Here is a 24,778-nt window from a genome sequence, read left to right as displayed (position 1 = left end):
CTGTCCGCTTTCCTCTGGCTCAGGGAGCCCTGATGACCATCTTTCTCACCGACGCCGACGTCAGAGCCGCCTTCGACTGGGCCGACGCCATCGCCGCCCTCCGCAGCGCCTACGCCGCACCGCCCGACGACAGCCGCTTCCCCCCGCGCTCGATGGCCCGTGGGGACGGCCTCTGGCTGCGCACCCTCAGCGGCGTGCCCGGCGACGGCAGCTCCATGGGTGCCAAGCTGATCGCTGCCTCGCTCCGGCACCGGCGCGCCTCGTATCTGATCCCGCTGTTCGACCAGGAGAGCGTGGAGCTGACAGCACTCCTGGACGGCCACTCCATCACCGGTTTCCGTACCGCCGCCACCTCGGCGCTCGCCGCCGACCTGCTGGCCCCCGCCGGACCGCTGCGCGTCGCGGTGATCGGGTCCGGCTTCGAGGCGCAGCACCACGTCCGGGCCCTGGCCGCGATACGCACCCTGTCATCCGTCACCGTGTTCAGCCCCAACCCGGCCAGCCGCATCCGGTTCACCCAGGAGCTCGCCGAGCTGGGGCTGCCGCTCGCCACCGCGGAGAGCCCCGAGGGGGCCGTCGCCGGTGCGGACCTGGTGATCTGCGCGGCCCGCTCCCGGGACGAGCAGCCGACACTGCGGGAGGCACCGGCCGGGGCGACCATCGTGTCGATCGGGTCCACCCTGCCCGAGCAGCGCGAACTGGCCACCGACGTGATCGCCCGCGCCCAGGTGATCGTCGCCGACATGGTCGCGGAGGTCGCTCATGACACGGGAGACCTGATCGCCGCCAAGGAGGCGGGCGTCGACTTCGCCGGAAAGGTGGTCTCCCTCGCCGACGTCGTCTCCGGTCGCGCGACCGGCCGGCCGGCGAACACCCCGGACGCCGTCGTGATCTACAAGTCCGTCGGCTCGGCCGCGCAGGACCTCGCCGTCGCGGCGATGTGTGTCCGGCGGGCCGCCGAACTGTCTATGGGCACCAAGCTGCCCGTCACCATCTCCCCGGTCTCGAAGTGAGCGGCCCCGTGAGTAATCCCGCGAGCAGCCCCGTGAGCAGAGAACTCGACGACCCGTCCCTGCTGAAGACCGCCGCGTATCTCGACGGCACCTGGATCACCGCCGCCGGCACCTTCCCCGTGCACAACCCGTCCACCGGCGACCTGCTGGCAGAAGTGCCGCTCCTCGACCGGGCGCAGGCCGCCGCAGCGATCGACGCGGCGCACCGCGCGCTGCCGGCCTGGCGGGCACACCCGGCCAAGGAGCGCTCCCGACTCCTGCGGCGCTGGTTCGACCTGGTCACCGAGCACGCGCAGGACCTGGCCCGGCTGATCGTCCTGGAGGAGGGCAAGCCGTACACCGAAGCCCTCGGCGAAGTCGCCTACGCCGCCTCGTTCCTGGAGTGGTTCGCCGAGGAGGCCAAGCGCATCCGCGGCGACGTCATGGAGGCGCCCGAGGCCTCGCGGCGGATCGTCGTCCTCAAGGAGCCCGTCGGCGTGTGCGCGGCGATCACCCCCTGGAACTTCCCCGCCGCGATGATCACCCGCAAGGCGGGTCCCGCGCTCGCCGCCGGCTGCACGATGGTCCTCAAGCCCGCCGAGCAGACCCCGCTGACCGCCCTGGCGCTCGCCGAACTCGCCGACCGGGCGGGCATCCCGGCGGGCGTGTTCAACGTGGTCACCGGCGACCCACGCGAGATCGGCCCCGAACTGACGGGCAACCCGCTCGTCCGCAAGATCACCTTCACCGGCTCCACCAAGGTCGGCCGACTCCTGCTCGCCCAGTCGGCGGCAACCGTGAAGAAGACCTCCATGGAGCTCGGCGGCAACGCGCCCCTCCTCGTCTTCGACGACGCCGACCTCGACGAGGCGGTCGAGGGCCTGATCTCCACCAAGTACCGCAACACCGGACAGGCGTGCATCAGCGCCAACCGCGTCTACGTACAGGACGGCATCTACGACGCGTTCGCCAAGAAGCTCACCGAGCGGGTCGGCGCCCTCGTCGTCGGCGACGGCTTCGACGAGGGCGTCCAGCAGGGCCCGCTGATCGGCGAGGACGCGGTGGCGAAGGTCGAGTCCCACGTCGCCGACGCGGTCGCCCACGGGGCCGTCGTCCTGCACGGCGGCAAGCGCCACCCGCGCGGCGATCTCTTCTACGAGCCGACCGTCCTGACCGGCGTCACCGCCGAGATGGCCGTCACCCGTGAGGAGACCTTCGGCCCGGTGACCCCGCTGGTGCGGTTCACCGACGAGAGCGACGCGATCCGCATGGCCAACGACACCGAATTCGGCCTCGCCGCCTACCTGTTCGCCAAGGACGCCGAGCGTATCTGGCGGGTCGGCGCCGCCCTTGAGGCCGGCATGGTGGGCATCAACACCGGCCTGATCTCCAACGAGATCGCCCCCTTCGGCGGCGTCAAGCAGTCGGGCGTCGGCCGCGAGGGCTCGGTCTACGGCCTCGACGAGTTCCTGGTGCTCAAGTACCTCGCCTGGGAAGGCGCGAAGACCCCCCACCTCTGATCACGAAGCAAGGAGCACTCCACCATGGCCCGCTACACCCGCGCCGAAGCCCGTGAATGGGCGCGCGAGAACCTCGTCGGCGTCGTCAACTGCACCATCCCGTCCTTCACCAGCGATCTGAAGAACATCAACGAGAAGGCGATCCGCCACGACACCCGGCTCGCCATCGAGCACGGTTTCATGGGCACCCTCGGCGTCTCGGAAGTCTCCATCCAGCTCCCCGAGTACCTCGACTTCCTGCGCATCATCAAGGACGAGGCCGGCGGCCGGTTCCTCCTCGTCCACCACGCCAGCTGGAACGACCTGGAGCAGAACATCGAGGCCGTGAAGGGCGCGGAGGAGGCGGGCGCCGAGCTGGTGCTGCTGTCCTACCCACCGAACTTCTACCCCGAGTCCGAGCAGGAGATCTACGACTACACCAAGGCCGTCTGCGACGCGACGAACCTCGGAGTGATGCTCTTCCCGATGTACCTGTGGGGCTTCAGCCCGCGCATCCACCCCTCGGACATCCCTCTGCGCCTGATCCGGCGCCTGATCGACGACTGCCCCAACATCGTCGCGATCAAGGCCGAGGGCGGCTTCCCGAGCATCCAGAGCGTCATCGAGTGCCACCGCCACTTCGGCGACGAGGTCGTGATCTCGATGCCCATCGAGGGCGAACTGATCCCGCTGTCGCAGATCATGCCCCTCCGGTTCTCCGCGACCAGCGACCACGAGTACTACGGCCCGATGATCCCTCGCGTCTTCCAGCTGCTGCGCGAGGGCAAGTACGACGAAGCCGCCGACATCTACTGGCAGCTGCACCCCGCCCGCAAGATCAAGTCGGGGCTCGCCGCGGCCCTGCACGGGGGTGCGTTCATCAACCGGCAGGCGTGGAAGTTCCAGGGCTGGCTCCAGGGCTACAACGGCGGCCCCCTCCGCATGCCCACCCAGCGCATCCACGACGCCCAGATGAACGCCCTGCGCAAGGGCCTCATCGACGCCGGCCTCGAACCGAGCATGGACTCGTTCCGCGAGTTCTTCATCGGCCGCAACCCGGCCTGAGGCACCGGCGGACCCGACGGCGGACGACGAGTCACGCTTCCTGCCCGTCACGGGTCCGCCACCCCGGCACCATGGTCACTTGTCGAGTCGAAGTCGCTCGCGGCTCTGCCAGTCCCGCACGAAGCCTTCGGCCAGTTCACGCAGCGCCGAGGAACCCGCTGCACGCCGACCGGCAAGGCCATCGGGGCCGAGCAGTCTCATCTCGTCCATCACCGCACGGCAACTCCGGACCGGCCCGGAGCATGCCGGCGTCTGCGGCGCCAGTCGGCCGGCGCCCCCAGGCCTGCACGACGCCCGCACCGGGCACCCCCGCCCGTCATGGATGTGCTGCCACACCGTCATGACAGGCGAGGGTTGGGACGCCCACGGCAGCCCTTGAGCGCGGCTGTGATCAACTCGGCGATGGGGCTGGCCGGGGGCCGATCAGGCGGGCAAGACCCCGGAGCGCGACGACCTGGTCCACCGCGACACCGTGCCCGCAATCTCACGGCGCGTCGACTACTCCTTCACCCCTCGCGGGGGCCGACTCCCGGGAGGCCGCCTTCGAGCAGGTCGTCGTCCCCTCGCTCAAGCACCTGAGCGGTGAAGTACCGGTGATCACCAGAGAGGGCCGCGTCCTGGCCGCGAACACACCCACGTGGGCCGTCGGGGAGATCGCACGGGAACTGCTGGGCCGTGCGGGCGGGCAGCAGTGCAGGCCCCGGAAGTCGACTGGAGCGTGATCCGAGTGCAGCCCTCCGCCGTCAACTGAGCCTTCAGTGCGAAGGGCCGCACTTGGGGCGAGTCGGAGCCCTCCGCCTCTGACCTGCGGACATGCAGAGGGCAGACGAGTCAGGCTGTACGCCGGATTCTGTCACCCGGTCGCCTCACGGCAGCCGGGGAGACGGCCATCCATCTAGGACCGGCGTTGCCGTCGGCCTCGTGCGGTCTACCCGCGGACTTGGGCGGGCAGCCCTCAATCGTCCGCGCAGAGTGCGTGTTACCGCGCTCCTTTTGACCTTGCTCCGGGTGGGGTTTACCTAGCTGCCCAGGTCACCCTGGGCACTGGTGGTCTCTTACACCACCGTTTCACCCTTACCCAGCGCCTGAGCGCCAGGCGGTCTGTTTTCTGTGGCACTGTCCCGCGGGTCACCCCGGGTGGCCGTTAGCCATCACCCTGCCCTGTGGAGTCCGGACGTTCCTCGGGAAGCCCCTGGGGAACTCCACGCGGCCGTCCGCCCGGCTCGTCTGCCGTGTCGACCATGTTAGCCGACCAGGCGCGGCTCCTTGTTCCTCCGATCAGCGACCGACGATCGGATCCGGCGACTCACGGCGGGCCCCGTTGAAGTCGCCCCAGACGGACCGCATCTTGCGACGCATCCGTGACCGGTCCTCGCGCCCGCCGCTCCCGATATCGAGGGGTGTCGGCTGCGGTGGCCAGATGGCGAGTGCTGCCGCGTCACTCCCGGACGCTTCTGAACCTTGAGTTGCGATCACGGCGTGAGGATGCGAGCGAGGCCCCGACAGAGCCGCACCAATATCCGGATAATCCCTATTTGACCAAGTCGGACACCTCGGACGATATTTTTGTATCGTCCGAGGTGTCCGACCGCCGGAAGCATTTCCGCTGGTCACAGCATTTTCACCGATTGGCACCACAGGCGGCGAACACCGCTCTGCACTCACACGGCGAAATTCGACCCGGATTCGACCCGGCCTGCTGATTCCCCTTTGCTGCACATGCTCTGACCTGGGCTGATGCCGGATGGGAACGATACTCGGATGTTACGCCGGGTCTTGTCCGCGCTCGTCGGCCCGTCCGGCCGGGTGCACAGCGTCGAACCGCTGCACGGGCCGGCTCGCTGGCTCGGTGCGGCCTCGCGGATGCTGGGCTGCGACAACGTGACCGTCCACCGCAGCGCTCTGGGCGAACGAGCGGGTCACGGGACCCTGAGCCTGCCCCGTAGGCGAGGGCTCCCGGTCCACGGGCGCGCCTATCTGACCCAAGGGGCCGCCGGCCCGGGCCCGAACGCGGAGTTCCGTATCTCGCGCCCCGTTCCAACACCGGTCCGCACGCTGGACGAACTGGTGCGCAGTGAAGGGATCGAAAGAGTCGGCTTCGTGAAGGCGGATGTCGAAGGAGCCGAACTCGGCGTGCTCGAAGGCGCCCAGGAGACCCTGCTGAAGCACCGGCCCCCGCTGTTGCTGGAGGTCGAAGACAGACATCTGCGCAAGTACGGGGCCCGCTCCCGTGACGTCGTACGACGGCTCCGGGACTACGGCTACCGACCACACCGCTGGCACGGCACGTGCTGGGAGCACGTGCCGCACGTCAGCGAGGACTGCCGCAACTACCTCTTCGCTCCATGACCACCCCCCGTTTCTCCTCCTTCTCCCTCGACCGCCCACGAACGAAGGCTGTGCCGACAGACATGGGAACCACTCTGGTCATCACCAACGACTTCCCGCCTCGGCAGGGAGGCATCGAGACGTTCGTGCACGCGATGGCCACCCGTGTGCCGGACGATGACGTCGTCGTCTACACGTCGAGCGAGCCGGGCGACGAAGAGTTCGACGCAACGCTGCCTTTCCCCGTGATACGGGACCGTAGCCACACCCTGCTCCCGACACCGAGGGTCGGCAGGCGTACCGTCGAGATCCTGCGAAGGCACCGCTGTGACCGGGTCTGGTTCGGCGCCGCGGCGCCGCTCGCGGCCATGGCGCCCAGGCTGCGGCAGGCCGGTGCCCGGCGCATCGTGGCCACCACCCACGGCCACGAGATCTGGTGGGCGTACACGCCAGGAGCACGGCAGGTGCTGCGGAGAGTAGGCAGCGGGGTGGATGTCGTCACCTACCTGGGCGACTACACCCGGAATCGCATCGCGCCGGCCCTGGGACCCGGGGCACAACTCAGCCGCCTCGTACCCGGAGTGGACGTCGGGCTGTTCCAGGGGGACGGGCAGACGCAGGCCGCACAGGAACTCCGTCGGCGCCTCGGCACGCAGGACAGGAAGGTCGTCCTTTGCGTGTCCCGTCTGGTGGCACGCAAAGGGCAGGACGTCCTCATCCGCGCCCTGCCCCTGGTGCGGCGAGCGGTCCCCGACGCGGTACTCGTACTGGTCGGCAAGGGGCCGGAGGAGAAGCGGCTGCGTGCCCTGGCGCGCCGCTACGCCGACGGGGCGGTCGTCTTCGCGGGCGGCGTGGACCACGTCGGCACGGCCGTCCACTACGCGGCAGCCGATGTCTTTGCCATGCCCTGCCGCACGCGCAAGGCGGGCCTGGAGGCGGAAGGACTCGGCATCGTTTTCCTGGAGGCACAGGCGAGCGGGCTGCCCGTCATCGTGGGCGATTCCGGGGGCGCGCCCGACACGGTGCGCGACGGCGAGACCGGACACGTCGTGCCCGGTCGGGATGTGAAGGCCGTCGCCGAAGCCGTGGTTGGGACCTTGCTGTCGCCAGACCGTTCCGCGATGGGGACAGCCGGGCGACGGTGGGTCGAGAAGGAGTGGTCCTGGGACGGCTCCGCTCGTCGGCTGACGTCTCTGCTCACACCGGGGCCCGATCGGACCGCGGCGCCCGTTGAGGTACACCGCGAGCGCTGACCCGGATGTCGGTCAGTGCCCGGCGTTCTCGCGCAGGTGTGCGAGGACCGCGAGCACTCTGCGGTTGCCCTCGGTCGGGTCCAGGTCCAGCTTCATGAAGATGTTGCTGGAGTGCTTGACCACGGAGGCCTCGGTGATGACGAGCCGCTGGGCGATGGTCTGGTTGTTGAGTCCTTCCGCCATGAGCGCCAGCACCTCCCGTTCCCGGGGGGTCAGCCGTGCCAACGGCCGGTTCGTCGGCTGCTGTTGGAGCAGCACGCGGATCACCTCGGGGTCGATGACGGTCTGGCCCGCGGCGACTCGGGCCAGCGCGTCCAGGAACTCCGAGACCTCGCCGACCCGGTCCTTCAGCAGATAGCCGAGCCCGCCGGCACCATCACCGCTGAGCAACTGCGTCGCGTACGCCGTGGCCACGTACTGCGACAGTACGAGAACGGGCAGACGGTCGTGACGCGTACGAAGCGCCAACGCCGCCCTGAGGCCCTCGTCGTGGAATCCCGGCGGCATGCGCACGTCCGTGATGACGATGTCGGGTCTGTCTTCGTCCACCGCGCGAGCCAGTGCGTCGGCGTCGCCCACGGCGGCGACCACCTGGTTGCCGCTTCTGGTAAGGATCTCTGCAAGACCCGCGCGCAGCAGCACGGCATCCTCTGCCAGCACTACGCGGAGCACGGCACCTCCACCCGCAGCTGTGTCGGGCCGCCCAAGGGACTGCTCACGATGAGTCTGCCTCTCTGAATCGCGAGCCGGTCCGCCAGACCTCGCAGGCCCGCTCCGGCCGCAGCGTCCGCGCCGCCCCGCCCGTCGTCGGTGATCAGCAGGATGAACCGGTCCGTCTCGATCCTGCCGACGACGGCGACCTGCGAAGCGCCGCTGTGCTTGGCGGCGTTGGTCAGTGCCTCGGTGACAGTGAAGTAGGCCATCGATTCCACGGCGGCAGGAAGCCGGTGCGGCAGATCGATGTCGACCGTGACCGGCATGGGGTTGCGCAGCGCGACCTCTGCCACCGCCGCGGTCAGGCCGTGGTCGGTCAGAACCTGCGGATGGATTCCGCGCACGAGGTCGCGCAGCTGGTCGAGCGCGTGGCGAGCCTCGCCGCGGGCCCGGGAGACGAGTTCGGCCGCCGGTGTGTGGTCACCGCGCAGCTCCAGTTCCGCGAGCCCCAATGTCATGGTCAGTGCGACCAGTTGCTGCTGTGCGCCGTCGTGCAGGTCGCGTTCGATACGACGGCGTTCGGCCTCGAAGGCGTCGACCAGCCGGGCCCTGGACCGCGTGAGCTCGACGACCCGGCTGCGGAGGTCCTCGTCACGGGCCGCCAGCAGGAACCAGGCCGCGCGCACCTGTGTGCCGGCGAGCAACGCTCCCGCGTATGCGCAGACGATCAGCCCAACCAGCCCGAGGAGCGTGGCGGGCAGTGCGGCCATCGGGCCCGAGACCGCCCGTCCCGGCCCGAGCATCACGCGGTCCGGGGCTACGGCCCATACGACGAGCGGCACCGCCGTGAGCAGGAGCGACAGGCCGAGCAGGGCGACGAATCCGACGCCGACTGCGGTGCAGACGGTTGCCAGCGCCGCCGCGTAGCCCAGTTCCCGCCACGTCGCACGTTCCCGCAGCCGCGAACGCAGCCACGCCGGCGCGCCGGCCCCCGCCAGGGAGCCGTGCGGATCGGGCAGGGGCGTCGGATCGATCCACTTGAGGCGCCGCCTCTCCACCGCGCCAACAGGGATGCCCAGGACGGCGGCTACCGCCAGAAGCAGCAGACCCACGCCGAGGACGGAGAGACCGAGACCGACGAAGAGCAGGACGGCGAGGGCGAGCAGAACCGTGAAGCCGAACAGAGTGCCGCTGATCAGGTACGCCCAGCAGCGCCAAGGCCACCAGGAGGCGAGGAAACGCAGCGGGCGCTGTCTGACCGCGTCCCAGACCGCCACGTTCGGAACGCCGGTACCGTCGGCGAACACCGAGGAAGAGGCCTGCTCTACAACGTGGGGTTCCGCTAAGGGACCGGATCGGTCCGACACCTACATCCCTCCCATGGGCCTGGGACTTCACGATCTTCTCAGCACTCTATCTCCGCGCCGTGGGCTCGGGCGGTAGGGAAAACCCTCCCTCCAAGACTCCCCGCAGGCCCACTGTCCCGCGCGGAACGCTGTGCTGGACTGGCATTACCTTTCCCCGACCTCCCGCGAGGACACCGCCGACATGTCTCTGGCATCCGACATCCATACGCAGGGGGATCACGAAACGATCCGCCGCCTCCTCCATCGGCTGCGGCCCGGCCTGGGCGATCTCCCGCTTGAGCCGGGCCGGATCGTTGTCGAAGCGGACCATCTTGCCCAGCCGCTGCCCGTCCGCCGCCATCCGCACCAGGACCGAGCGGCGCCGGTACAGATCCATTCCCACCCACTGCACACAGTCGTACGGTGAACTCATCGAGGGCCGCCCCGAGTTCGGACTCTCTGCCTGAGCCGAGCATCCTGCGCACCCGCCGGGAGCGGCAGGCCCCGCCCCTTCATCGCATCAATCGCCAAACCCATTCTCGCCCTGGAGCGGCAACGCTGAAGAGGCTCAATTGACTGTTGTGGAGGTCCGGGGTGCCGGTCGAGTTTCTGACGGATGCACAAGCCGCCGCGTACGCGGCGTACGACGAAGCGCCGTCCCGTGTCGGGTCATTCCTTGGAGTGACCCGGGGCGGAGGGCCCCCTTCGGAGGAGCGATGGGCGGGGCGAAAACCGTGCGCCAACGAGTGACGATCTTGTGTCGAGATCCTGGCTGAATGGTTCTCAGGCGGCGGACACGCCGCAGGGGAAACCGACCCAGGAGAAACAATGGCTCGTCGACTCGTCTCGAAGCACCTGCTCACCCGCCGCGCCGGCATGGCGGTGGCCTCGGTTCTGGCCGCGACGGCCGGGCTCGCGGTCTGCGCCACACCGGGGGATGCCGCCGCGCTGAACACGGCGAACGCCGCCGACGCCGGCCGAGCCGGCCATGCCACCGCAGCCAAGCGGCTGGCCGCGCTGATGCGGCAGGACCTGGACGCGGGGGCGCCCGGGGTCGTGGTGCGGGTTAACGACGGGAGCGGCCGGACGATCTCGCTGGCGCAGCAGGCGACGTGGACGAAGCGGGACCACAAGCTGTCGGCGGACGACGAGTTCCGGATGGGGTCGAACACCAAGACGATGGTGGGTGTGCTGGCCCTGCAGCTGGCCGCCGAGCACAAGCTGTCGTTGCAGGACCCGGTGGACAAGTGGCTGCCGGGCCTGGTGCCGAACGGCCGGAACATCACGCTGAAGATGCTGCTGAACCACACCAGCGGGCTGTACGACTACATCAACGACCCGAGCGCCCTGGCCCGCGTGATCGGCGCGGACCCCTCCCCCGTGCGGCCAGAGGCGCTGCTGGCGGTCTCGGCGACGTACCCGCCGCTGTTCAAGCCGGGCGCCGAATACTCCTACAGCAACACCAACTACATAGCCCTGGGAGTGGTGTTGGAGAAGGCGAGCGGCCAGAGCCTAGCGACTCTGCTGCAGCGGCGGATCATCGGGCCGCTTGGGCTGCGCGACACCTATCTGGCGGCCGACGGCACCTCACAGGACGGGGCCAGGCTGGCCGCCGCGTATGAGTCGGACGCCGAGCACCTGGCGCCGCTGCTGCCACCGGGCGTGCCCGAGGGCACCTCGTTCGCCGGACCGGCGCGGGGCGAGCATGTGCTGGTGACGTCGATCAGCCCCGCGTGGGCGTGGGCGGCCGGCGCGATCGTGTCGACGCCGGCCGACGAGCAGCGGTTCCTGCGGGCACTGGCGTCCGGCGGGCTGCTGCGGCCCGCGCAGCTCAAGCAGATGAAGACGACCGTGGTGGAGACGCCCGGGGACCCGAAGAGCTCGCGGTACGGGCTGGGAATCGAGGAGTACAACAGCCCGTGCGGACCGGTCTGGGGGCACACCGGCGGGGTGCCCGGTTACGCGAGCCAGAACTACACGGACGCGACCGGCAAGCGCTCGGTCACCGTGGTGACCACGACGCTGTTCGGGCTGCATGACAAGAAGTCGGGCGCCGCGGACCAGAAGGTGGTCGACGCCGCGGTCTGCACGATGCTCGGCAAGTCCCTTCCAGCCGCATCCAAGTGACGTCGAGTCGCTCGGTGAGCCGGGGAGGCGACGTGGCGATGGTGGAACGCGGGATGACGGTGCGGATCGCGAGATGGAGCGCGACACACCCGTGGCGGGCGATCTGCGGATGGGTGCTGTTCGTCATGGTCTGCGTCGGGGTGGGCGCGGTGGCCGGTACGAAGGCGAGCGACTCGGCCATGTCGCCGGGCGAGTCGGGCCGGGCGGTCGAGATCGTGGACAGCGGCCGGTTCCATGACCCGGCGGTAGAGAACGTTCTGATCAGCGCCCGGTCGGGCGCGCTGGACGCGTCGGCCGCCCGGCGGGCCGCCGCCGATGTGGCCGCCCGGCTCAAGGCCCTGCCGGGGGTGGCGAAGGTGGAGCCGGCTGTGGCGGCGCCGAACCGGTCGGCGCTGCTGGTCGGGGCCGAGATGACGGGTGCCCGCAGCGACGCCGGGTCGCGGGTCCGGCCGCTGCTGGAGGCGACGGCGGCCACCGCGAAGGCGCACCCGGGGCTGCGCGTCGAGGAGGTCGGGGACGCCTCGATGGACGAGGCGCTCGACGGCCGGATCAAGGGCGACTTCCATCAGGCGGAGCTGATCAGTATCCCGGTCACCCTGCTGATCCTGCTGGTGGCCTTCGGCGCGGTGATCGCCGCCGGGGTTCCGGTGCTGCTGGCGCTGTCGTCGGTGGGGGCGGCAATCGGACTGTCGGCGCTGGCCTCGCACCTGGTGCCGACGACCGATGTGCTCAACAGCGTCGTCCTGCTGGTCGGGATGGCGGTCGGGGTCGACTACTCGCTGTTCTATCTGAAGCGGGAGCGCGAGGAGCGGGCCAAAGGACGCGGCAGCATCGACGCGGTCGAGATCGCGGCGGCCACCTCCGGGCACGCGGTCGTGGTCTCGGGCCTCGCCGTGGCGGTCGCCATGTCCGGCATGTACCTGGCAGACGATGCGACGTTCCACTCGCTGGCGACCGGTTCGATCCTGGTGGTGACCGTCGCGGTGCTCGGCTCGGTCACCGTGCTGCCCGCGCTGCTGGCCAGGCTCAGCCGCCGGCTCGACCGGCCGCGGGTCCCGCTGGTGTGGCGGCTGACCGCCCGCAAGGAGGGCGGGGGCCGGTTCTGGCCGACGGTGCTGCGCCCTGCGCTGCGGGCCCCGAAGCCGACCCTCGTGGTCGCAGTCGTCGGCCTGCTGGCGCTCGCCGCCCCGGCGCTGGGCATGACGCTGCGGCTGACCGACGACGCCGACCTGCCCCGCTCGATCCCGATCATGCAGAGCTACGACCGGCTGACCGGGGCCTTCCCGAGCACCGGCTCGTCGTTGCGGATCGCGGTCCGCACGCCGGCGAAAGACGCGGCCCAGGTGCGCGAGGCGCTGACCGACCTCGGCCGACGCACACAGGCCGAGCCGCTGTTCGCCCACGACCAGCCGCCGCAATGGCAGACCTCGGCGGACCGGACGGTGTCCGTGCTCGACGTCGGTGTGCCGTACCCGGTCGGCAGCGACAGGGCCGCCCAGGCCCTCGAAGAACTGCGGCAACGGCTTGTGCCGTCGGCGTTGTCCGGGCTGCCGGGCGCACGGTACGCGGTCGGCGGACCGATCGCGACGAACGCCGACTTCACCGCCGATGTGTCCGGCGCGATGCCGTGGACGATCGGCTTCGTTCTCGTGCTCACCTTCGTCGTACTGCTCGCGACCTTCCGGGCACCGGTCATCGCGCTCACCGCGATCGTCCTCAACTCGCTTTCGGCAGGGGCCTCTTACGGGTTGCTCACGCTGGTCTTCCAACACCACTGGGCCGAGGGCCTGTTGGGCTTCCGGTCCAACGGCGGGATCGTGACCTGGCTGCCGCTGTTCCTGTTCGTGGTGCTCTTCGGGCTCTCGATGGACTACCACGTCTTCGTGGTGAGCCGGATCCAGGAGGCGGTCCGCGCCGGGGTGCCGACCAGGGAGGCGGTCGCGCGCGGCATCACCGGTTCGGCCTCCACCGTGACCAGCGCCGCCGTGGTCATGGTCGCCGTGTTCTCGATTTTCGGCACGCTGACCACGCTGGACCTCAAACAGCTCGGCGTCGGGCTCGCGACAGCGATCCTGCTGGACGCCACGATCATCCGGGCCGTGGTCCTGCCCGCGGCGATGATCCTGCTCGGCAGGTGGAACTGGTGGACGCCGCGGCCTCTGCGCCGCGAGCCGGACGCGACAGTGGAACAGTCCGGCACCGTCCCGGTGGGCGTCGATGTAGCTCCTAGGAATGACGATGGCCGCGTTGAATCTCGCTAGGGTCGGCCGGGTGACGGAGTACTCGAACCGGTGGCGTGCGGGATGGCGCCCGCGGGGTGCCGATGCCGGACTGGTCCTACTGACCCTGTGCGCACCGTTGTTGATGCAGTCGAGTGCCGATCCCTCGGCGCGCGCCTGGTGGTTGCTGCTGGCCACCGAAGTGGTGACCGCAGTAGCCCTGCCGCTGCGCCGCAAGCTGCCGGTGACGGTGTTCCTGGTGCTCCTCGCCACCCTGGTGGCGGCGCTCGTCGGGGGTGCGGCCGCAGGCATGAAACTGTCCCCGCTGATCTTCCTGTCACTGGCCGTCGCCCTCTACAACGTGGGCAGTTACTGCACCAACTGGGCCCGCACCTGGCTGGTCGTGCTCGGCGGCGGCGGTGCGGTGGTCGCCGCCGGAGTGTGGATCAACCAGCTGACCGCCGTCTCGGCACAGTACCGGGGCAGTTCGGATGTGATCGGCGTCCTGGCCCCGATGCCGCTGGCCTGGGCCACCGGGTTCGCCGCCCTCACCCACCGTGCAAACCTCGCGGCGGCCGAGCGGCGCATGGCGGACGTACTGCGCGAACAGCAGTTGCACGAACAGCAGGCCGCACAGCAGGAGCGGGTGCGGATCGCCCGCGAGATGCACGATGTCGTCGCGCATTCCCTCACCCTGCTCGTGGTGCAGGCCGAAACCCTGCGCGCTCGCGGCGGCGAACTCCCGGCCTGGGCGCGTACCCGGATCGACGGACTCGCCGTCGCGGGCCGCCAGGCCGGCGGCGAACTCCGCGACCTGCTGCGGGTGTTGCGCGGCCCCGAGGACGCGGCGCCGCTGGCCCCGATGCCGGGCCTGCGCGATCTGCCCGAACTACTGGACCGCAGCCGGGCCGCCGGCGCCCAGGTCGACGGGCGGATCGAGACCGATACGGGCGCGCTGCCACGGCCGGTGCAACTCACCGTCTACCGCATCGTCCAGGAGTCGCTCACCAACGCCCGCCGCCACTCGCCGGGTGCCCGGGTCCGGGTCGACATCGCCGAGGACACAGGGCAGTTACGCTGCGAGGTGGTCAACTCCCGCCCCGCCGAGCCCGTAACGGCCAGTTGGGGCACCGGCCTCGGACTGGTCAGCATGCGCGAACGAGTCGACACGCTCGGCGGCGAACTGCACACCGGCCCGACCGACGACGGGGGCTTCCAAGTGCTGGCCACACTGCCCCTGCGCACGGCCCCGCTGGACGCCGCCGGTGTCTGAGCCGATCACCGTGGTCGTCGTGGACGACGAGCGAATCATCCGCGACGGCCTCGCCGCCATCCTGGGCAGCCAGGAAGGCATCACCATCGCCGGCACCGCCCAGGACGGCGAGGAGGCCGTCGAGGTGTGCGGCCGACTCAAGCCCGACATCATCATGCTGGACATCCGCATGCCGCACCGCGACGGCCTCTGGGCACTGACCGAACTCGGCCGACGCGCCCTGCTCGGCCCCGGCCGCACCCAGGCGCTCATGCTGACCACCTTCGACCTCGACGAATACGTCGACCAGGCGCTCGCCTCCGGCGCCACCGGCTTCCTGCTGAAGAACAGCTCCTACGAGGAACTAACCGCCGCCGTGCGGGCCACCGCCGCCGGGCACAGCGCGTTGAGCCCCGCCGTCACCCAGCGAATCATCGCAAGCCACCTCGCCGCCGCCAGACAGCAACCCGACAACGGAGACCTGGCCCGGCTCGCCGAACTCACGCCGCGAGAGCGCGACGTTCTCCGCCTGGTCGGCGACGGGCTCAGCAACGCCGAGATCGCCGGCCATCTCGTGGTCAGCCTCCACACGGTGAAGACCCACGTCAGCCGCATGCTAACGAAAACCGGCTGCCACAGCCGCGCCCAGGCCGCCGTGCTGGCCCGCCGCACCCTGGACTGACCGCCCGCCCAAGCCCCGGGGCCGACGCACGGCACTCTGCCGGTCCACCACACGTCGGAATCCCCCTAACCGGATGTCACCGACTGAGGTCTCTGAGCCGTCGCGAGGGCTTCGGCAGGGGGCAGGCGGGCCGCGGGGAAGGTGGGGTACACGCCGACGAGCCTGCCCGATCACGAGCGCGCCGCCGAACCCGGCCGTCACTGTCCCTCCCCTCGTAGCGTGGAGTCCTTGCACGCAGGGGAATTTGAGGTTCATGGAGTCCAAGCAACGGACGCACACACCTGAGTTCCGTGAGGGTGCTGTACGCATTGTGATCGAGACGGGCAGGACGATCCCGGAGGTCGCCGAGGAGTTCGGTGTCCACTCCGGGACGCTGCACAGCTGGGTGTCGTGGTGGCGGCGTAACGGCTCGGCCTCCTCCGACCGGCCCGCGCCCGCTGCCTCGTGCGGTCGGCTGCGGGACACCGAGCGAGCCGAGCTGGAGCGGCTGCGGCGGGAGATGAGCGAGAAGAACAAGCGGATACGCGAGCTGGAGATGGAGCGTGATGTCTTCAAACGCTGCATGGCCTTGTGGGTGAAGTAGATGCGGCGGACCCAGCCCAGGTGGCCGGGGTGATCAGCGGCTGTAAGGCCGAGCAGAACATTCCGCACACCCTGACGTGCCGTGCGCAGGGTGTGAGCGAGTCCCGGTTCTACACGTGGCGCAGCCAGCCGGTCACCGCTCACGCGGCGCGGCGCGGGAAGCTGGCCGACGCGATCTGGCAGATCTTCGATGAGCCGGGCGGCACGTATGGTTCCCCGAAGGTCTGGATCACGCTCGTGCGCCAGGGCTGGAGGGTGTCAGTGAACACCGTCGCCCGTCTCTTGACCGAACTCGTCCTGGCCGGACGGAAGATCCGAAAATGCCGGGAGCTGACCAGGCCGGGCAAGCGGCCCGCGTTTGCGGACTTCGTGCGCCGTGATTTCACCGCCGATGCCCCGGACCAGGTGTGGGCCGAGGATATGACGGAGATCGTCACTGCTTCTCTGGATTCGCTACAAGCACCCCCGCCTGACCTGGAAACAGCTGCGGCGCCGGTACTACGGGGCGGACCGCATCACCGAGGGCGGGATCGTCCTCTGCAACCCGGCGAAGATGCGGGTCCAGCGATACACGTTTCGTGGAGCGCAGATCAGCACGCCTTACAACATCGACGAGGTCGATCCCAACGGAGCACGCTTCCGCCGGACGAACCACGACGATGTGGCCTTCGTCGGCCAGGTCAGCGAATACCTCGCCTGACACATCGGATCACGTGGAGAGCCGGATGCTCGGCCAACGGGCACGTCCGGTTCGGCGGGCGGGGACGGGAAAACCGACACCGGAAACGGTGCACGGCGTCCCGTCCCCGACCCAACATATCCCGTTCGGCCAGGACGCCGCGAACCTGTTCTTCCAGCTCATAGCCTCGCGTTACGAGCAGGACTCGGTGATGGTGACCTCCAACCTGCCCTTCGGGCGCTGGGGAGAGACGTACTCCGACGACGTCGTCGCGGCCGCGATGATCGACCGCCTGGTCCATCACGCCGAGGTCATCACCCTCACCGGCGACTCCTACCGCACCCGACAGCGACGCGAACTGCTGACCAAAGACAACAGCGCCGGACGCCACTGAGTCACGGCGCCCACCAGCAATACAGCCGTTCGCTGGAAGCCTGAGCACGCCGGGCCAGGCCGGCCAGTACTTCCAAGATTTCTGCCGTGACCTCGACGCTCATACCGAGCTGCTCGAGTTCGTCGGTCCTTGACCATGGCTCAGCGAACCGCAGGAGGTCGTCCTGCGATGCCGAGGCCAGGGCGGCGGTCAAGGTGTCCCTCAGGCTTACGACGAACGCCCCCTCGCCCTGCGGATCGGACAGCATCTGCCCCGACCGCGAATGGTCGCTAGCCTCCTCAAAGCTGCAGCCGGTCATGATGGCTTCGAGCTGCGGGATTGCGGCGACCGGGTCGAAGTTCTCAAGGAGAACCACGTCGAGGTCGGCCCGACTCGGCCCTCCCAACACCTGGAGGACGGTGACGGCAGCCTGATCATCAGCGGCCAAGAAGTAGTCGGACAGCGGCATGCCGACCATTCTGGCATCCACAACCGACACGCTGACAGTCCTGTCGGCACCGCGGCTGGCCTTGAGGACAACCACATCGGGGGTCAGTTTTCTCATACTGGTCGGGGGTCAAAATTCAGTTCTGGATCACTTTCCGTGCAGAGCCACGGAAAGTGATCCAGAACCAAATTTCAGAGAGCGTTGACACCGGCCGGCCTCGACGTCGACCAGCACGGTGCCGTAGGTGCAGCCCTTGCGGAAGGCGAACTCGTCCACCCCCAGAACCCGCGGGGCACGGGCCTGCACAGACAGTGCGGTCAGCAGCCTGAGCAGCCGCGTCCGGCCCGCGGTCAGCCGCAGCCGGCGGCACAGTCGTGCGGCGGAACGGCCGCCGAGCTCGATCGCGATCGACCGCAGCCAGCCCGCCAGCCCGGTACTGGAACGGCGGCAGCGTGCGGACAGCCCCGGTACCTGCTCTACGAAGGTCGTGCGGGAACAGCTCCTGCGATCGCAGAAGTACCGGCGCACCCGTAGCCGGATGATGACGCCGTGCGATCCCAACGGCCTTTCATCCAGAGTGCGTTGATAGGTGCTGTGTACGCGGCGGGCCTGTTTACGACAGTTCGGGCACCGGCCTGGGCGGGACGTCGACACCGCCCCCACCATCAGGATGCCGGAGGAGTCGCTCACGTCCTCCACCCGCACATCGATCCCGGAAAACAGCCCATCCTCAATCGTCTTGCTCGCCACGGCAGGAAGTACGTTACCGAAACGAACCCGCAATCCTGTCGCTGACCTGGGGATTCACGGAACTGCGGACAGAGCCAAATCCAAATATCGCCATCACCATCGCACCCCGTGCGCATCCAGGACTGCGACCGTGAGGCCAGCATTCCGTTGGGCACCCCGGTGCCCTTCACCACGGTCGCCGTACTCGGCCCGGACGGGGAGGTGCGTCCGCCGGGTTGTATCGGCGAGATCCACCTCGCCGGGGAAGGGCTCGCGCTCGGATACCTGAGCGAGCTGGAGTTGACCGTTCGCAGCTTCGTCACCGCCGAACTTGAGGGCCGGCCAGTGCGGGCCTACCGCACCGGCGATCTCGGTCACCTGGACGAGGCGGGGACGCTGCACTTCCACGGGCGCACCGATCGGCAGATGAAGATCCGCGGACACCGGGGGAGGCGGCCGAGATCGAAGCCCTCGCCTCGTCGGTCGCCGGGGTCCGCAACAGCACGGTCGTCGGGATCGCTGCCTCCGACAGCTCCGTCACCGGCACCGCCCTGTTCTACACGCTCATCCCCGGCACTCCGCCCGCCGCCGGAGGAACGGAGAGCGATCCACTGGCACTCAAAGAGCAGTTGGCCGCGCCCCTGCCCGACCATCTCCTCACATCAGCAGTGCAGGTGATCGAGGGCTTCCCTCTCACCCCGAACCGAAAGCTCGACCGCACAGCCCTCAACCTCCTTGTCCGTCGCGGACCACGCCCGGTGCAGCCGAAAGCGACCACGACCGCCGAACGTACGAAGGGAGAGTAGATCGTGACCAGCCACATCGAAGACGCCTCCCGCACCGCGTGGGGCGGGCCCGTGGGGAGATACCCGCTGACCCGTGAACAGGAGGCGATCTGGCTCAACGACGCCTTCACCGAAGGCCGTTCACGGTACACGGCGCTCTGGGCACACCCGCTGAGCGGTGACGTCGACCCGGATGCCGTGGAAGCACCTTCCCGCACAGCGATCAAGCAGATTGTCGATCCGGATTCAATTCGTCGCCGAAAAGGCCGCAATGTCATCGAGCGCGTCTTCCGCCCGGCCCGCCAGTTCAGGGTCGTCGAGCAACTCTTCAAGGCATCGGACGATTTCCACGCTGACTGCTCGATGAATCCTTGCCAGATGCCCCATACAAGTCACAGCCAGAGCTCTGATTTGAGGGTCGACTTCAGGTGAAATACAGTCGAGTAAAACGGCTTCCACCCGCCTGTGATCCGGATCATCGTAGGTCAGCCTCAACAGAGCCCTAGTGGACAGCCCGACGTCTGAACTCTGGATGTCTGCCGTCAAGGCAGACCGCCAATTCTCCAGCTCCAACTGCTTTCCATCCATCATGGAACCTCGATATCTCCTGACTTGATTCCCTTGCGCAGCGCCGTCGTCGCCTTCGCCATGCCGGGATCGGTATCCAGGTCTGTTCGGACATGACCATGGAATATCTCGTTGGTTCCGTCCTCAACGGTACAACCACAGGGAACCTCGCCAGTGCGGTCAAGGATCACCGTATCCCCATTGGTCCGGTCGATGCCTACCCTACGAGGAGACGTGGGCTTGATCTGTACCGAGTTGTTCAATGCCCCCTGTCCATCCGCAGGTTCAGCACTGTTCTCACCACGCGAGCTACTCCGCGCCTCAGATCCATGCTTACCGCCTGCTTCAAATATCTGCTCGCCGCAATTGTGCACCAGCACTGGCGTGCTTCCGCCAGCACATAGTACGTGTGGAGGGTCCCTCTTCCGGGAGACGGGGGGCGCCTGATGCTTTGGGTGTAGGTCGTAGGTCGGTGGTGAAGTGATCGGCGGCAACAGAAGATTGGCGATATGGAATCTTCTGGTTTTGATGTGGACGCTTTCCTGCAGCAGCCGCTCACCGCTCGTATTGCGACGAGCGGACCGACAGTGCGTCCTGTCTGGTTCCTCTGGGAAGAGGAAGGCTTCTGGACCTTGACCGGCCCGTGGGCCCGGTTGTTCGACCGAGTGAAGGACGACCCGAACGTCGCTCTCGTGGTGGACGAGTGTGATCTCGCGACGGGGTGTGTCCGGCAGGTGATCGCTCGGGGACGGGCCGAGCTGGTGCCGTTTGATGTGGCGAGGGCACGGCGGAAACTTGCCCGCTACTTGGGAGCGGACGAAGCTCAGTGGGACGCGCGTTTCGTGCGCGACCTGCACGATGGTCCGGGTGAACGAGGCACGATGTGGCTGCGTTTGACGCCGGCCTCGCTCACCGCACGAGATCTCAGTTACTCCGTTGCGCCGTGATGGCGGATTTCGTGTGGTCGTTCTTCTGCGCCTTGGTGCGGGCCAGTCGGTAGGACTCGGTTCCGGTCTCGATGATGGTGGCGTTGAACGTGAGGCGGTCCACGATCGCCGCGCAGAGCCGTGGATCGGTGAAGGTGTGGCTCCAACCGGTGAACGCCTCGTTCGAAGCGATCGCAATACTGTTCTTTTCCTCACGTTCGGTGAGCACCTGGAAGAGCATTTCCGCGCCGCGGCGGTCGAGTTCGAGGTAGCCCAGCTCGTCGATTTCGAGTAGGTCGACCCGCCCGTAACGAGCGATGGTCTTGCCCAGCTGCTTATCGTCTGCCGCCTCGACCAGTTCATTCACCAGAGCTGCGGCGGTGGTGTAGCGGACGCGATAGCCGGCCATGGCGGCTGCGGTGCCCAGCGCGATCAGCAGGTGCGACTTGCCGGTGCCTGAGTCGCCGATCAGACACAGGGGGTAACCCTTGGCGATCCACTCGCAGGTCGTCAGGAGGTGACGTCCACCAGGACTTTGCCGACCGCACGGCTCTCGACCGCACGGTGCGCGTCGGCGGTGCGGTCGAGCGGAAAGCGGATCAGCGGCAGCCCGCATTCCTCGCCGACCGGCAGCGCACCGTCGCGCACTGCGGCGGTGACGTCCTGGACGGCCGCAGCGCGTGCCTCCGGGCCGGCCGTGTAGAGCACCAGGAATTGCAAACATGTGTTCAGCACCATGTTCTGCAGCACGTTCAGTTCGACTGGCTTGCCACCGTCGTTGGCGTAGGTCGAGATCGTGGCGCGGGTTCGCAGCACGGCCAGGTCCAGTGCGAGGTTCGCGCCCAGCGCCACCTCGGCGACGATGTCGACGCCGTCCGGGGCGATCTTGCGGATCTCGGCGGCCGGGTCGCCCTCGCGATAGTTGATCACATGGTGGGCCCCGGCGGCGGTGGCCAGCCGGGCTTTCTCCGGGCTGCTCACCGTGCTGATCACGGTGGCGCCGGCCCATCGGGCGAGCTGGATCACCGCGTGCCCGACCGCTCCGGCCCCGCCCGCGGCGAGCACCACCCTCCCGCCGAGTACCCCAGGCCGCAGCCGGCGCGGACCGTCCTCGGCGACGGTGAGCGCGCGGTGCGCGGTCAGCGCGGGGACGCCAAGTGAGGCGCCGACGTCGAAGCCGACCTCGTCGGGCAGCTGCACGGCCTGTTCGGCGGGCACGACGGTGAACTCGGCGGCGGTGCCGGTGGGCCGCCCGGCGGCGGCCATGAACAGCCAGACCCGCTGACCGAGCCGACTCTGGTCGACACCGTCACCGACAGCGTCGACCGTGCCGGCGCCGTCGAGGTGCGGGGTGACCTCCGAGAAGTGCTTGGGGTGGCCGACACCGGAGCGTGCCTGCCAGTCGGTCGGGTTGACTCCGGACACGGCGACGCGGACGCGAACCTCGCCGGGGCCGGGAGCAGGGAGGTCGCGGTCGACGAACTGCAGAACGTCGGGGGTGCCGTTGTCGCGGTAGATGATGGCCTTCATGATCCGTCCTTGGAGCCTGGTAGAGCGGGGTTTCCCGGTGTGGCCTGGCGGTTGGCCGGGGTGCCCGGCTTGGGGTGGGGTCGCGAGCCGGGTCACGTTGGTTCCGGTCACCCGAGAGAGACGCTGCTGGAGCGAGACTCGATGGCATCAAGGGTGACGAGGGCCGCGGCGTCGAGGCTGATCTCACTGATCGCGATGTTGGCCTCCATGTGGGCGGCGTCGGGGGTGAGCAGCACGTTCGGGGCATGGTGCAGCAGCCAGGTGAAGCCGACCTGGGAGGGCGTGGCGCCCAGGGACTCGGCCACGGCGTGCACCGCTGGCTCGTCCGTCGCTTTGGACAGGCCGGGGAAGATCTCACCGAGCGGGAAAGTGGGACCCTGGCGATGCCATCGGTCGCGCAGAACTGCGGCATGTCCTCGTCGTCGCGGGAGACGAGACCGTAGGCGTTCTGCACGCAGACGATGCCGGTCGGCAGGGCGCGGCGCAGGCCGTCGAGGGTGACGTTGCTCCGGGCCGATCGCACCGATCTTGCCCTGGTCATGCAGGGCAGTCATTGCCGCAAGCTGGTCGTCGAGGTCGCGGACCTGATCGTCCTCAGGACGCAGCCTGGGGCCGGTGTCCAGGCGGCGGAGGTTGACGACCGAGAGCCGGTCGGCGCCGAGGCTGCGCAGGTTGCCCTCGACGCTGGCGCGCAGCTCCTCGGGCCGCTGCGCCAGACGTAACGGCACGCGTCCGCCCGGGTTTAGGTCAGCCCACACCTTAGTGACCATCAGGACGTCGTCCTCGGGGCGCAGTGCCTCTCGGATCACGGCGTTGGCGAGACCGAAGCCATAGAACTCGGCGGTGTCCACGTTGTCGACGCCCAACTCGACCGCGCGGCGCTGCAGCGCGACGGCCTCGCCGCGGCGATGGTGCAGACGCTCAAGCGGCAAGGCACCGCAGCCGACGCGCGAAACGATGCGGCCGACGAACGAAGCGGTCGCGGTGGTCATGACGCCGTCTCCTCAGCCGGTGATTGCAAGGCGGTGTAGAGCAGTTCGGCCTGGTAGAGGGCCATGACCCGGTGGGCGATCGGAGTGGCGCGGTCCTGGGCCTGGGCCGGCTCATAGTGCTCGACCTTGACGAGCCAGGCTGTGACGCAGTCGTGCAGCATCGCGCGCATCCGGTCGGTCATGTCGACGACGATGTCGCGGATGGCCGGGTTAGTGGTCGACTCTCCCCAGGTCTGCACGCCGACCCGAGCCTCGGCCGGGTCGATCGCGGCAATCAGGCGGGAGAGCAGTTCGTCGGGGCCGGGAGGGGCGTCGGCCGCGGCGTAATCGCCCAGGACATCGGCGCGCTTGGCGAGCACCTCGCGGGCGGCGACCCGGACCAGGTCGGCCTTGTTGCGGTAGTGCGCATAGATCGAGCCGGCAGAGAGGCCGGACTCGGCGGTGATGTCGGCGATCGAGGTCCTCTCCAGGCCGTTGCGGCTGAAGCAGCGGACGGCGGCCTCGGCGATCTGGGTACGCCGAAGTTCCTTACGCGCGTCGGTGAGCCGAGGCACAACACCCCCCACAAAAAGAACTGTTGTTCCGCTTATGCGGAACACTAGCAGAACCGCCCTTCCGTTTGTGATGGGCAAGTGTCAGATGAGTAGACCCGATCCGGGCCAGGGGCATGACGGAGTCCGAGACCGGCGAGGGCCAGCTCTACCTCGGCACCGTCATCGACCTGTACGCACAGGCTGCTCGGCTACGCGATGAGCGCCCACCACGATGCTGAACTGGTGGTGGCGGCACCGAACATGGCGGCAGGAACGGTCCGGGGTGATCTTCCATTCGGGCAGGGGCAGCAGTTCCGGTCAAGGACGTTCGTCCGGGCCCTCGACCGACAGCGCATGGTCGGATCGATAGAGACGGTCGGGACAGCCGGCGACAAGGCCGCCATGGAGTCCTTCTTCAGCCTGCTGCAGAAGAAGGTCCTCGACCGCCGGAACTGGACCACCCGCCAAGAACCGCGGATCGCGATCGTGTCCTGGATCGAACGGACCTATCACCGACGCCGCAGACAAGCAGCACCCGGCCAGCTGACACCCGTCGAATTCGAGACCGTTCATGACCACACCAGCCCTCCAGGCCGCGTGACCGAACCCTGCCACCTGAACCTGCACCAGCCCCGAATGGATCTCCCAGGTGGCTTGTAGCGTGTAAGCAAAAGCAAGGAACCCGGGGGGCTCATGGAGGTCCTTTTGCAGAAGAAGTCTGCACCGCTCGCCAGGCAAGCCTTCACACTCAGGGGGTGTGTCGAGTTGATCGGCTTCGGCTCGGAGGGGAAGGAAGGCTCCAGCCTGCTGAGCGCGGCTGTTGCCGTGGCCCTGGCCCGCCGCGGTTGTCGTGTCGCCTACCTGATCGATGTCTTCGGCAACGGGCACGCCGACCTGTTCTCGCAGAACACGCAGAGGCAGCCCTGGCGTTCTGTGTCATCGGAACTGCGGGTTGCTCCGGGACAGGTACGGGTGGCCCTCCAGACGGCTTGGACCGTGGGCGGGCCTCGCGCGGCGCTGGCCGGCCGGATCCGGGAGCTGTCCGGGCACCAGCCCGTGCAGGACCGGACCGGGTGGCTGAGCCCGGAGGCGGTCGAACCATGGGAGCGTCCACTTCCCGCCGAGCACCAGCTCTCACCCGACGAGCGCCGTCGGCGGCATCAAGTCCGCGCGGGCCGCACGGAGCTGCGGCGCATGCTGGCCGACGGGGAGGCCGG

At 68.7% G+C, this 24,778-nt stretch carries 24 protein-coding genes, 1 other RNA gene and 3 pseudogenes; 17 read left to right on the top strand and 11 right to left on the bottom strand.

The annotated features are described in order from the left end of the window. Positions 1–32 precede the first annotated feature (32 nt). From ACIQPR_RS47775 to ACIQPR_RS47765, 3 genes are read left to right on the top strand one after another with little or no spacing between them, the layout of a single operon-like run. Positions 33–1,013 (top strand): ornithine cyclodeaminase family protein, encoded by a 981-nt coding sequence (locus tag ACIQPR_RS47775; protein ID WP_403663658.1) that lies wholly within the window; start codon positions 33–35, stop codon positions 1,011–1,013. A gap of 32 nt (positions 1,014–1,045) precedes the next feature. Next, positions 1,046–2,512: an NAD-dependent succinate-semialdehyde dehydrogenase gene (locus tag ACIQPR_RS47770; protein WP_403663655.1), complete on the top strand. Its 1,467-nt coding sequence runs from the start codon at positions 1,046–1,048 to the stop codon at positions 2,510–2,512. 24 nt (positions 2,513–2,536) lie between these two features. Next, positions 2,537–3,556: a dihydrodipicolinate synthase family protein gene (locus tag ACIQPR_RS47765; RefSeq protein WP_403663652.1), complete on the top strand. Its 1,020-nt coding sequence runs from the start codon at positions 2,537–2,539 to the stop codon at positions 3,554–3,556. Between the two features lie 75 nt (positions 3,557–3,631). On the opposite strand, the gene ACIQPR_RS47760 is transcribed toward ACIQPR_RS47765, so the two are convergent. Together ACIQPR_RS47760 and rnpB are read right to left on the bottom strand one after the other, a co-directional pair. Then, positions 3,632–3,766, bottom strand: coding sequence for a hypothetical protein (locus ACIQPR_RS47760; RefSeq protein WP_403663649.1), 135 nt, complete (start codon positions 3,764–3,766; stop codon positions 3,632–3,634). A gap of 613 nt (positions 3,767–4,379) precedes the next feature. Further along, positions 4,380–4,782, bottom strand: an RNA gene (gene rnpB / locus ACIQPR_RS47755) — RNase P RNA component class A. Between the two features lie 535 nt (positions 4,783–5,317). Here rnpB and ACIQPR_RS47750 point away from each other — a divergent pair. Together ACIQPR_RS47750 and ACIQPR_RS47745 are read left to right on the top strand one after the other, a co-directional pair. Then, on the top strand, positions 5,318–5,905 hold the full coding sequence (locus ACIQPR_RS47750) for an FkbM family methyltransferase (RefSeq protein WP_403663647.1): 588 nt from the start codon (positions 5,318–5,320) through the stop codon (positions 5,903–5,905). A gap of 62 nt (positions 5,906–5,967) precedes the next feature. Further along, complete coding sequence (locus ACIQPR_RS47745; protein ID WP_403663644.1) at positions 5,968–7,137, top strand: glycosyltransferase family 4 protein; 1,170 nt, start codon at positions 5,968–5,970, stop codon at positions 7,135–7,137. Positions 7,138–7,149: 12 nt separating this feature from the next. On the opposite strand, the gene ACIQPR_RS47740 is transcribed toward ACIQPR_RS47745, so the two are convergent. Together ACIQPR_RS47740 and ACIQPR_RS47735 are read right to left on the bottom strand one after the other, a co-directional pair. Next, positions 7,150–7,809, bottom strand: coding sequence for a response regulator (locus ACIQPR_RS47740; RefSeq protein ID WP_403663641.1), 660 nt, complete (start codon positions 7,807–7,809; stop codon positions 7,150–7,152). Beyond that, positions 7,797–9,098: a sensor histidine kinase gene (locus tag ACIQPR_RS47735; protein WP_403663639.1), complete on the bottom strand. Its 1,302-nt coding sequence runs from the start codon at positions 9,096–9,098 to the stop codon at positions 7,797–7,799. Before ACIQPR_RS47735 ends, ACIQPR_RS47740 begins: the two co-directional genes overlap by 13 nt. Before the next feature lie 867 nt (positions 9,099–9,965). Here ACIQPR_RS47735 and ACIQPR_RS47730 point away from each other — a divergent pair. From ACIQPR_RS47730 to ACIQPR_RS47695, 8 genes and pseudogenes are all read left to right on the top strand, one after another. Then, positions 9,966–11,264 (top strand): serine hydrolase domain-containing protein, encoded by a 1,299-nt coding sequence (locus tag ACIQPR_RS47730; protein ID WP_403663636.1) that lies wholly within the window; start codon positions 9,966–9,968, stop codon positions 11,262–11,264. 38 nt (positions 11,265–11,302) lie between these two features. Further along, positions 11,303–13,525, top strand: coding sequence for an MMPL family transporter (locus ACIQPR_RS47725; protein ID WP_403663722.1), 2,223 nt, complete (start codon positions 11,303–11,305; stop codon positions 13,523–13,525). A gap of 10 nt (positions 13,526–13,535) precedes the next feature. Continuing rightward, positions 13,536–14,756, top strand: coding sequence for a sensor histidine kinase (locus ACIQPR_RS47720; protein ID WP_403663633.1), 1,221 nt, complete (start codon positions 13,536–13,538; stop codon positions 14,754–14,756). Then, positions 14,749–15,417: a response regulator gene (locus ACIQPR_RS47715; protein ID WP_403663630.1), complete on the top strand. Its 669-nt coding sequence runs from the start codon at positions 14,749–14,751 to the stop codon at positions 15,415–15,417. The genes ACIQPR_RS47720 and ACIQPR_RS47715 overlap by 8 nt, the downstream gene beginning before the upstream one ends. A gap of 253 nt (positions 15,418–15,670) precedes the next feature. Next, entirely contained in the window at positions 15,671–16,000 is a 330-nt protein-coding gene (locus ACIQPR_RS47710; protein WP_403663627.1) for a transposase, read from the top strand. Further along, positions 15,988–16,260: pseudogene (locus tag ACIQPR_RS47705) on the top strand (IS3 family transposase); the annotation flags it as partial. The gene ACIQPR_RS47710 and the pseudogene ACIQPR_RS47705, both read left to right, overlap by 13 nt. 292 nt (positions 16,261–16,552) lie before the next feature. Further along, the gene (locus tag ACIQPR_RS47700) at positions 16,553–16,699 is read left to right on the top strand and encodes a hypothetical protein (RefSeq protein WP_403663731.1); all 147 of its coding nucleotides are present in this window, start codon (positions 16,553–16,555) and stop codon (positions 16,697–16,699) included. 88 nt (positions 16,700–16,787) lie between these two features. Continuing rightward, complete coding sequence (locus tag ACIQPR_RS47695) at positions 16,788–17,072, top strand: ATP-binding protein (protein WP_403663624.1); 285 nt, start codon at positions 16,788–16,790, stop codon at positions 17,070–17,072. Position 17,073: 1 nt separating this feature from the next. Here ACIQPR_RS47695 and ACIQPR_RS47690 read toward each other — a convergent pair whose 3' ends face one another. Further along, positions 17,074–17,616: a hypothetical protein gene (locus ACIQPR_RS47690; RefSeq protein WP_403663621.1), complete on the bottom strand. Its 543-nt coding sequence runs from the start codon at positions 17,614–17,616 to the stop codon at positions 17,074–17,076. Positions 17,617–17,646: 30 nt separating this feature from the next. Then, positions 17,647–18,249 (bottom strand): transposase family protein, encoded by a 603-nt coding sequence (locus tag ACIQPR_RS47685; RefSeq protein WP_403663619.1) that lies wholly within the window; start codon positions 18,247–18,249, stop codon positions 17,647–17,649. Between the two features lie 788 nt (positions 18,250–19,037). On the opposite strand from ACIQPR_RS47685, the gene ACIQPR_RS47680 reads away from it, so the two are divergent. Next, positions 19,038–19,445 carry a hypothetical protein gene (locus ACIQPR_RS47680; RefSeq protein ID WP_403663617.1) on the top strand — a complete coding sequence of 136 codons (408 nt, stop codon included), beginning with the start codon at positions 19,038–19,040 and terminating at the stop codon, positions 19,443–19,445. Positions 19,446–19,600: 155 nt separating this feature from the next. Here the strand turns inward: ACIQPR_RS47680 and ACIQPR_RS47675 are convergent, their stop codons facing one another. Continuing rightward, the gene (locus ACIQPR_RS47675) at positions 19,601–19,960 is read right to left on the bottom strand and encodes a hypothetical protein (RefSeq protein ID WP_403663614.1); all 360 of its coding nucleotides are present in this window, start codon (positions 19,958–19,960) and stop codon (positions 19,601–19,603) included. Between the two features lie 129 nt (positions 19,961–20,089). Here ACIQPR_RS47675 and ACIQPR_RS47670 point away from each other — a divergent pair, with 129 nt between their 5' ends. Further along, entirely contained in the window at positions 20,090–20,527 is a 438-nt protein-coding gene (locus ACIQPR_RS47670; RefSeq protein WP_403663611.1) for a pyridoxamine 5'-phosphate oxidase family protein, read from the top strand. Here the strand turns inward: ACIQPR_RS47670 and ACIQPR_RS47665 are convergent. The 4 genes and pseudogenes from ACIQPR_RS47665 to ACIQPR_RS47650 all read right to left on the bottom strand — a co-directional run. Beyond that, positions 20,505–21,026, bottom strand: a pseudogene (locus tag ACIQPR_RS47665) (ATP-binding protein); the annotation flags it as partial. The gene ACIQPR_RS47670 and the pseudogene ACIQPR_RS47665 overlap by 23 nt on opposite strands. Then, positions 21,017–22,036, bottom strand: coding sequence for an NADPH:quinone reductase (locus tag ACIQPR_RS47660; protein ID WP_403663608.1), 1,020 nt, complete (start codon positions 22,034–22,036; stop codon positions 21,017–21,019). The gene ACIQPR_RS47660 and the pseudogene ACIQPR_RS47665, both read right to left, overlap by 10 nt. Before the next feature lie 107 nt (positions 22,037–22,143). After that, a pseudogene (locus ACIQPR_RS47655) lies at positions 22,144–23,028 on the bottom strand (aldo/keto reductase). After that, a complete protein-coding gene (locus ACIQPR_RS47650; protein ID WP_403663605.1) occupies positions 23,025–23,582 on the bottom strand; it encodes a TetR/AcrR family transcriptional regulator in 558 nt (185 codons plus the stop codon). The pseudogene ACIQPR_RS47655 and the gene ACIQPR_RS47650 overlap by 4 nt, the downstream one beginning before the upstream one ends. Positions 23,583–23,777: 195 nt before the next feature. Here ACIQPR_RS47650 and ACIQPR_RS47645 point away from each other — a divergent pair, with 195 nt between their 5' ends. Continuing rightward, entirely contained in the window at positions 23,778–24,221 is a 444-nt protein-coding gene (locus ACIQPR_RS47645) for an IS3 family transposase (RefSeq protein ID WP_403663602.1), read from the top strand. Between the two features lie 33 nt (positions 24,222–24,254). Beyond that, positions 24,255–24,778, top strand: a 524-nt coding sequence (locus ACIQPR_RS47640; RefSeq protein ID WP_403663599.1) for a hypothetical protein, incomplete at its 3' end; no start/stop codon positions are given.

This window comes from Streptomyces sp. NPDC091280 (genome assembly GCF_044768565.1).
Classification (GTDB): domain Bacteria; phylum Actinomycetota; class Actinomycetes; order Streptomycetales; family Streptomycetaceae; genus Streptomyces.
Note: the sequence above shows the minus strand (reverse complement) of the source record. Positions and strands in the feature narration are given on the sequence as shown.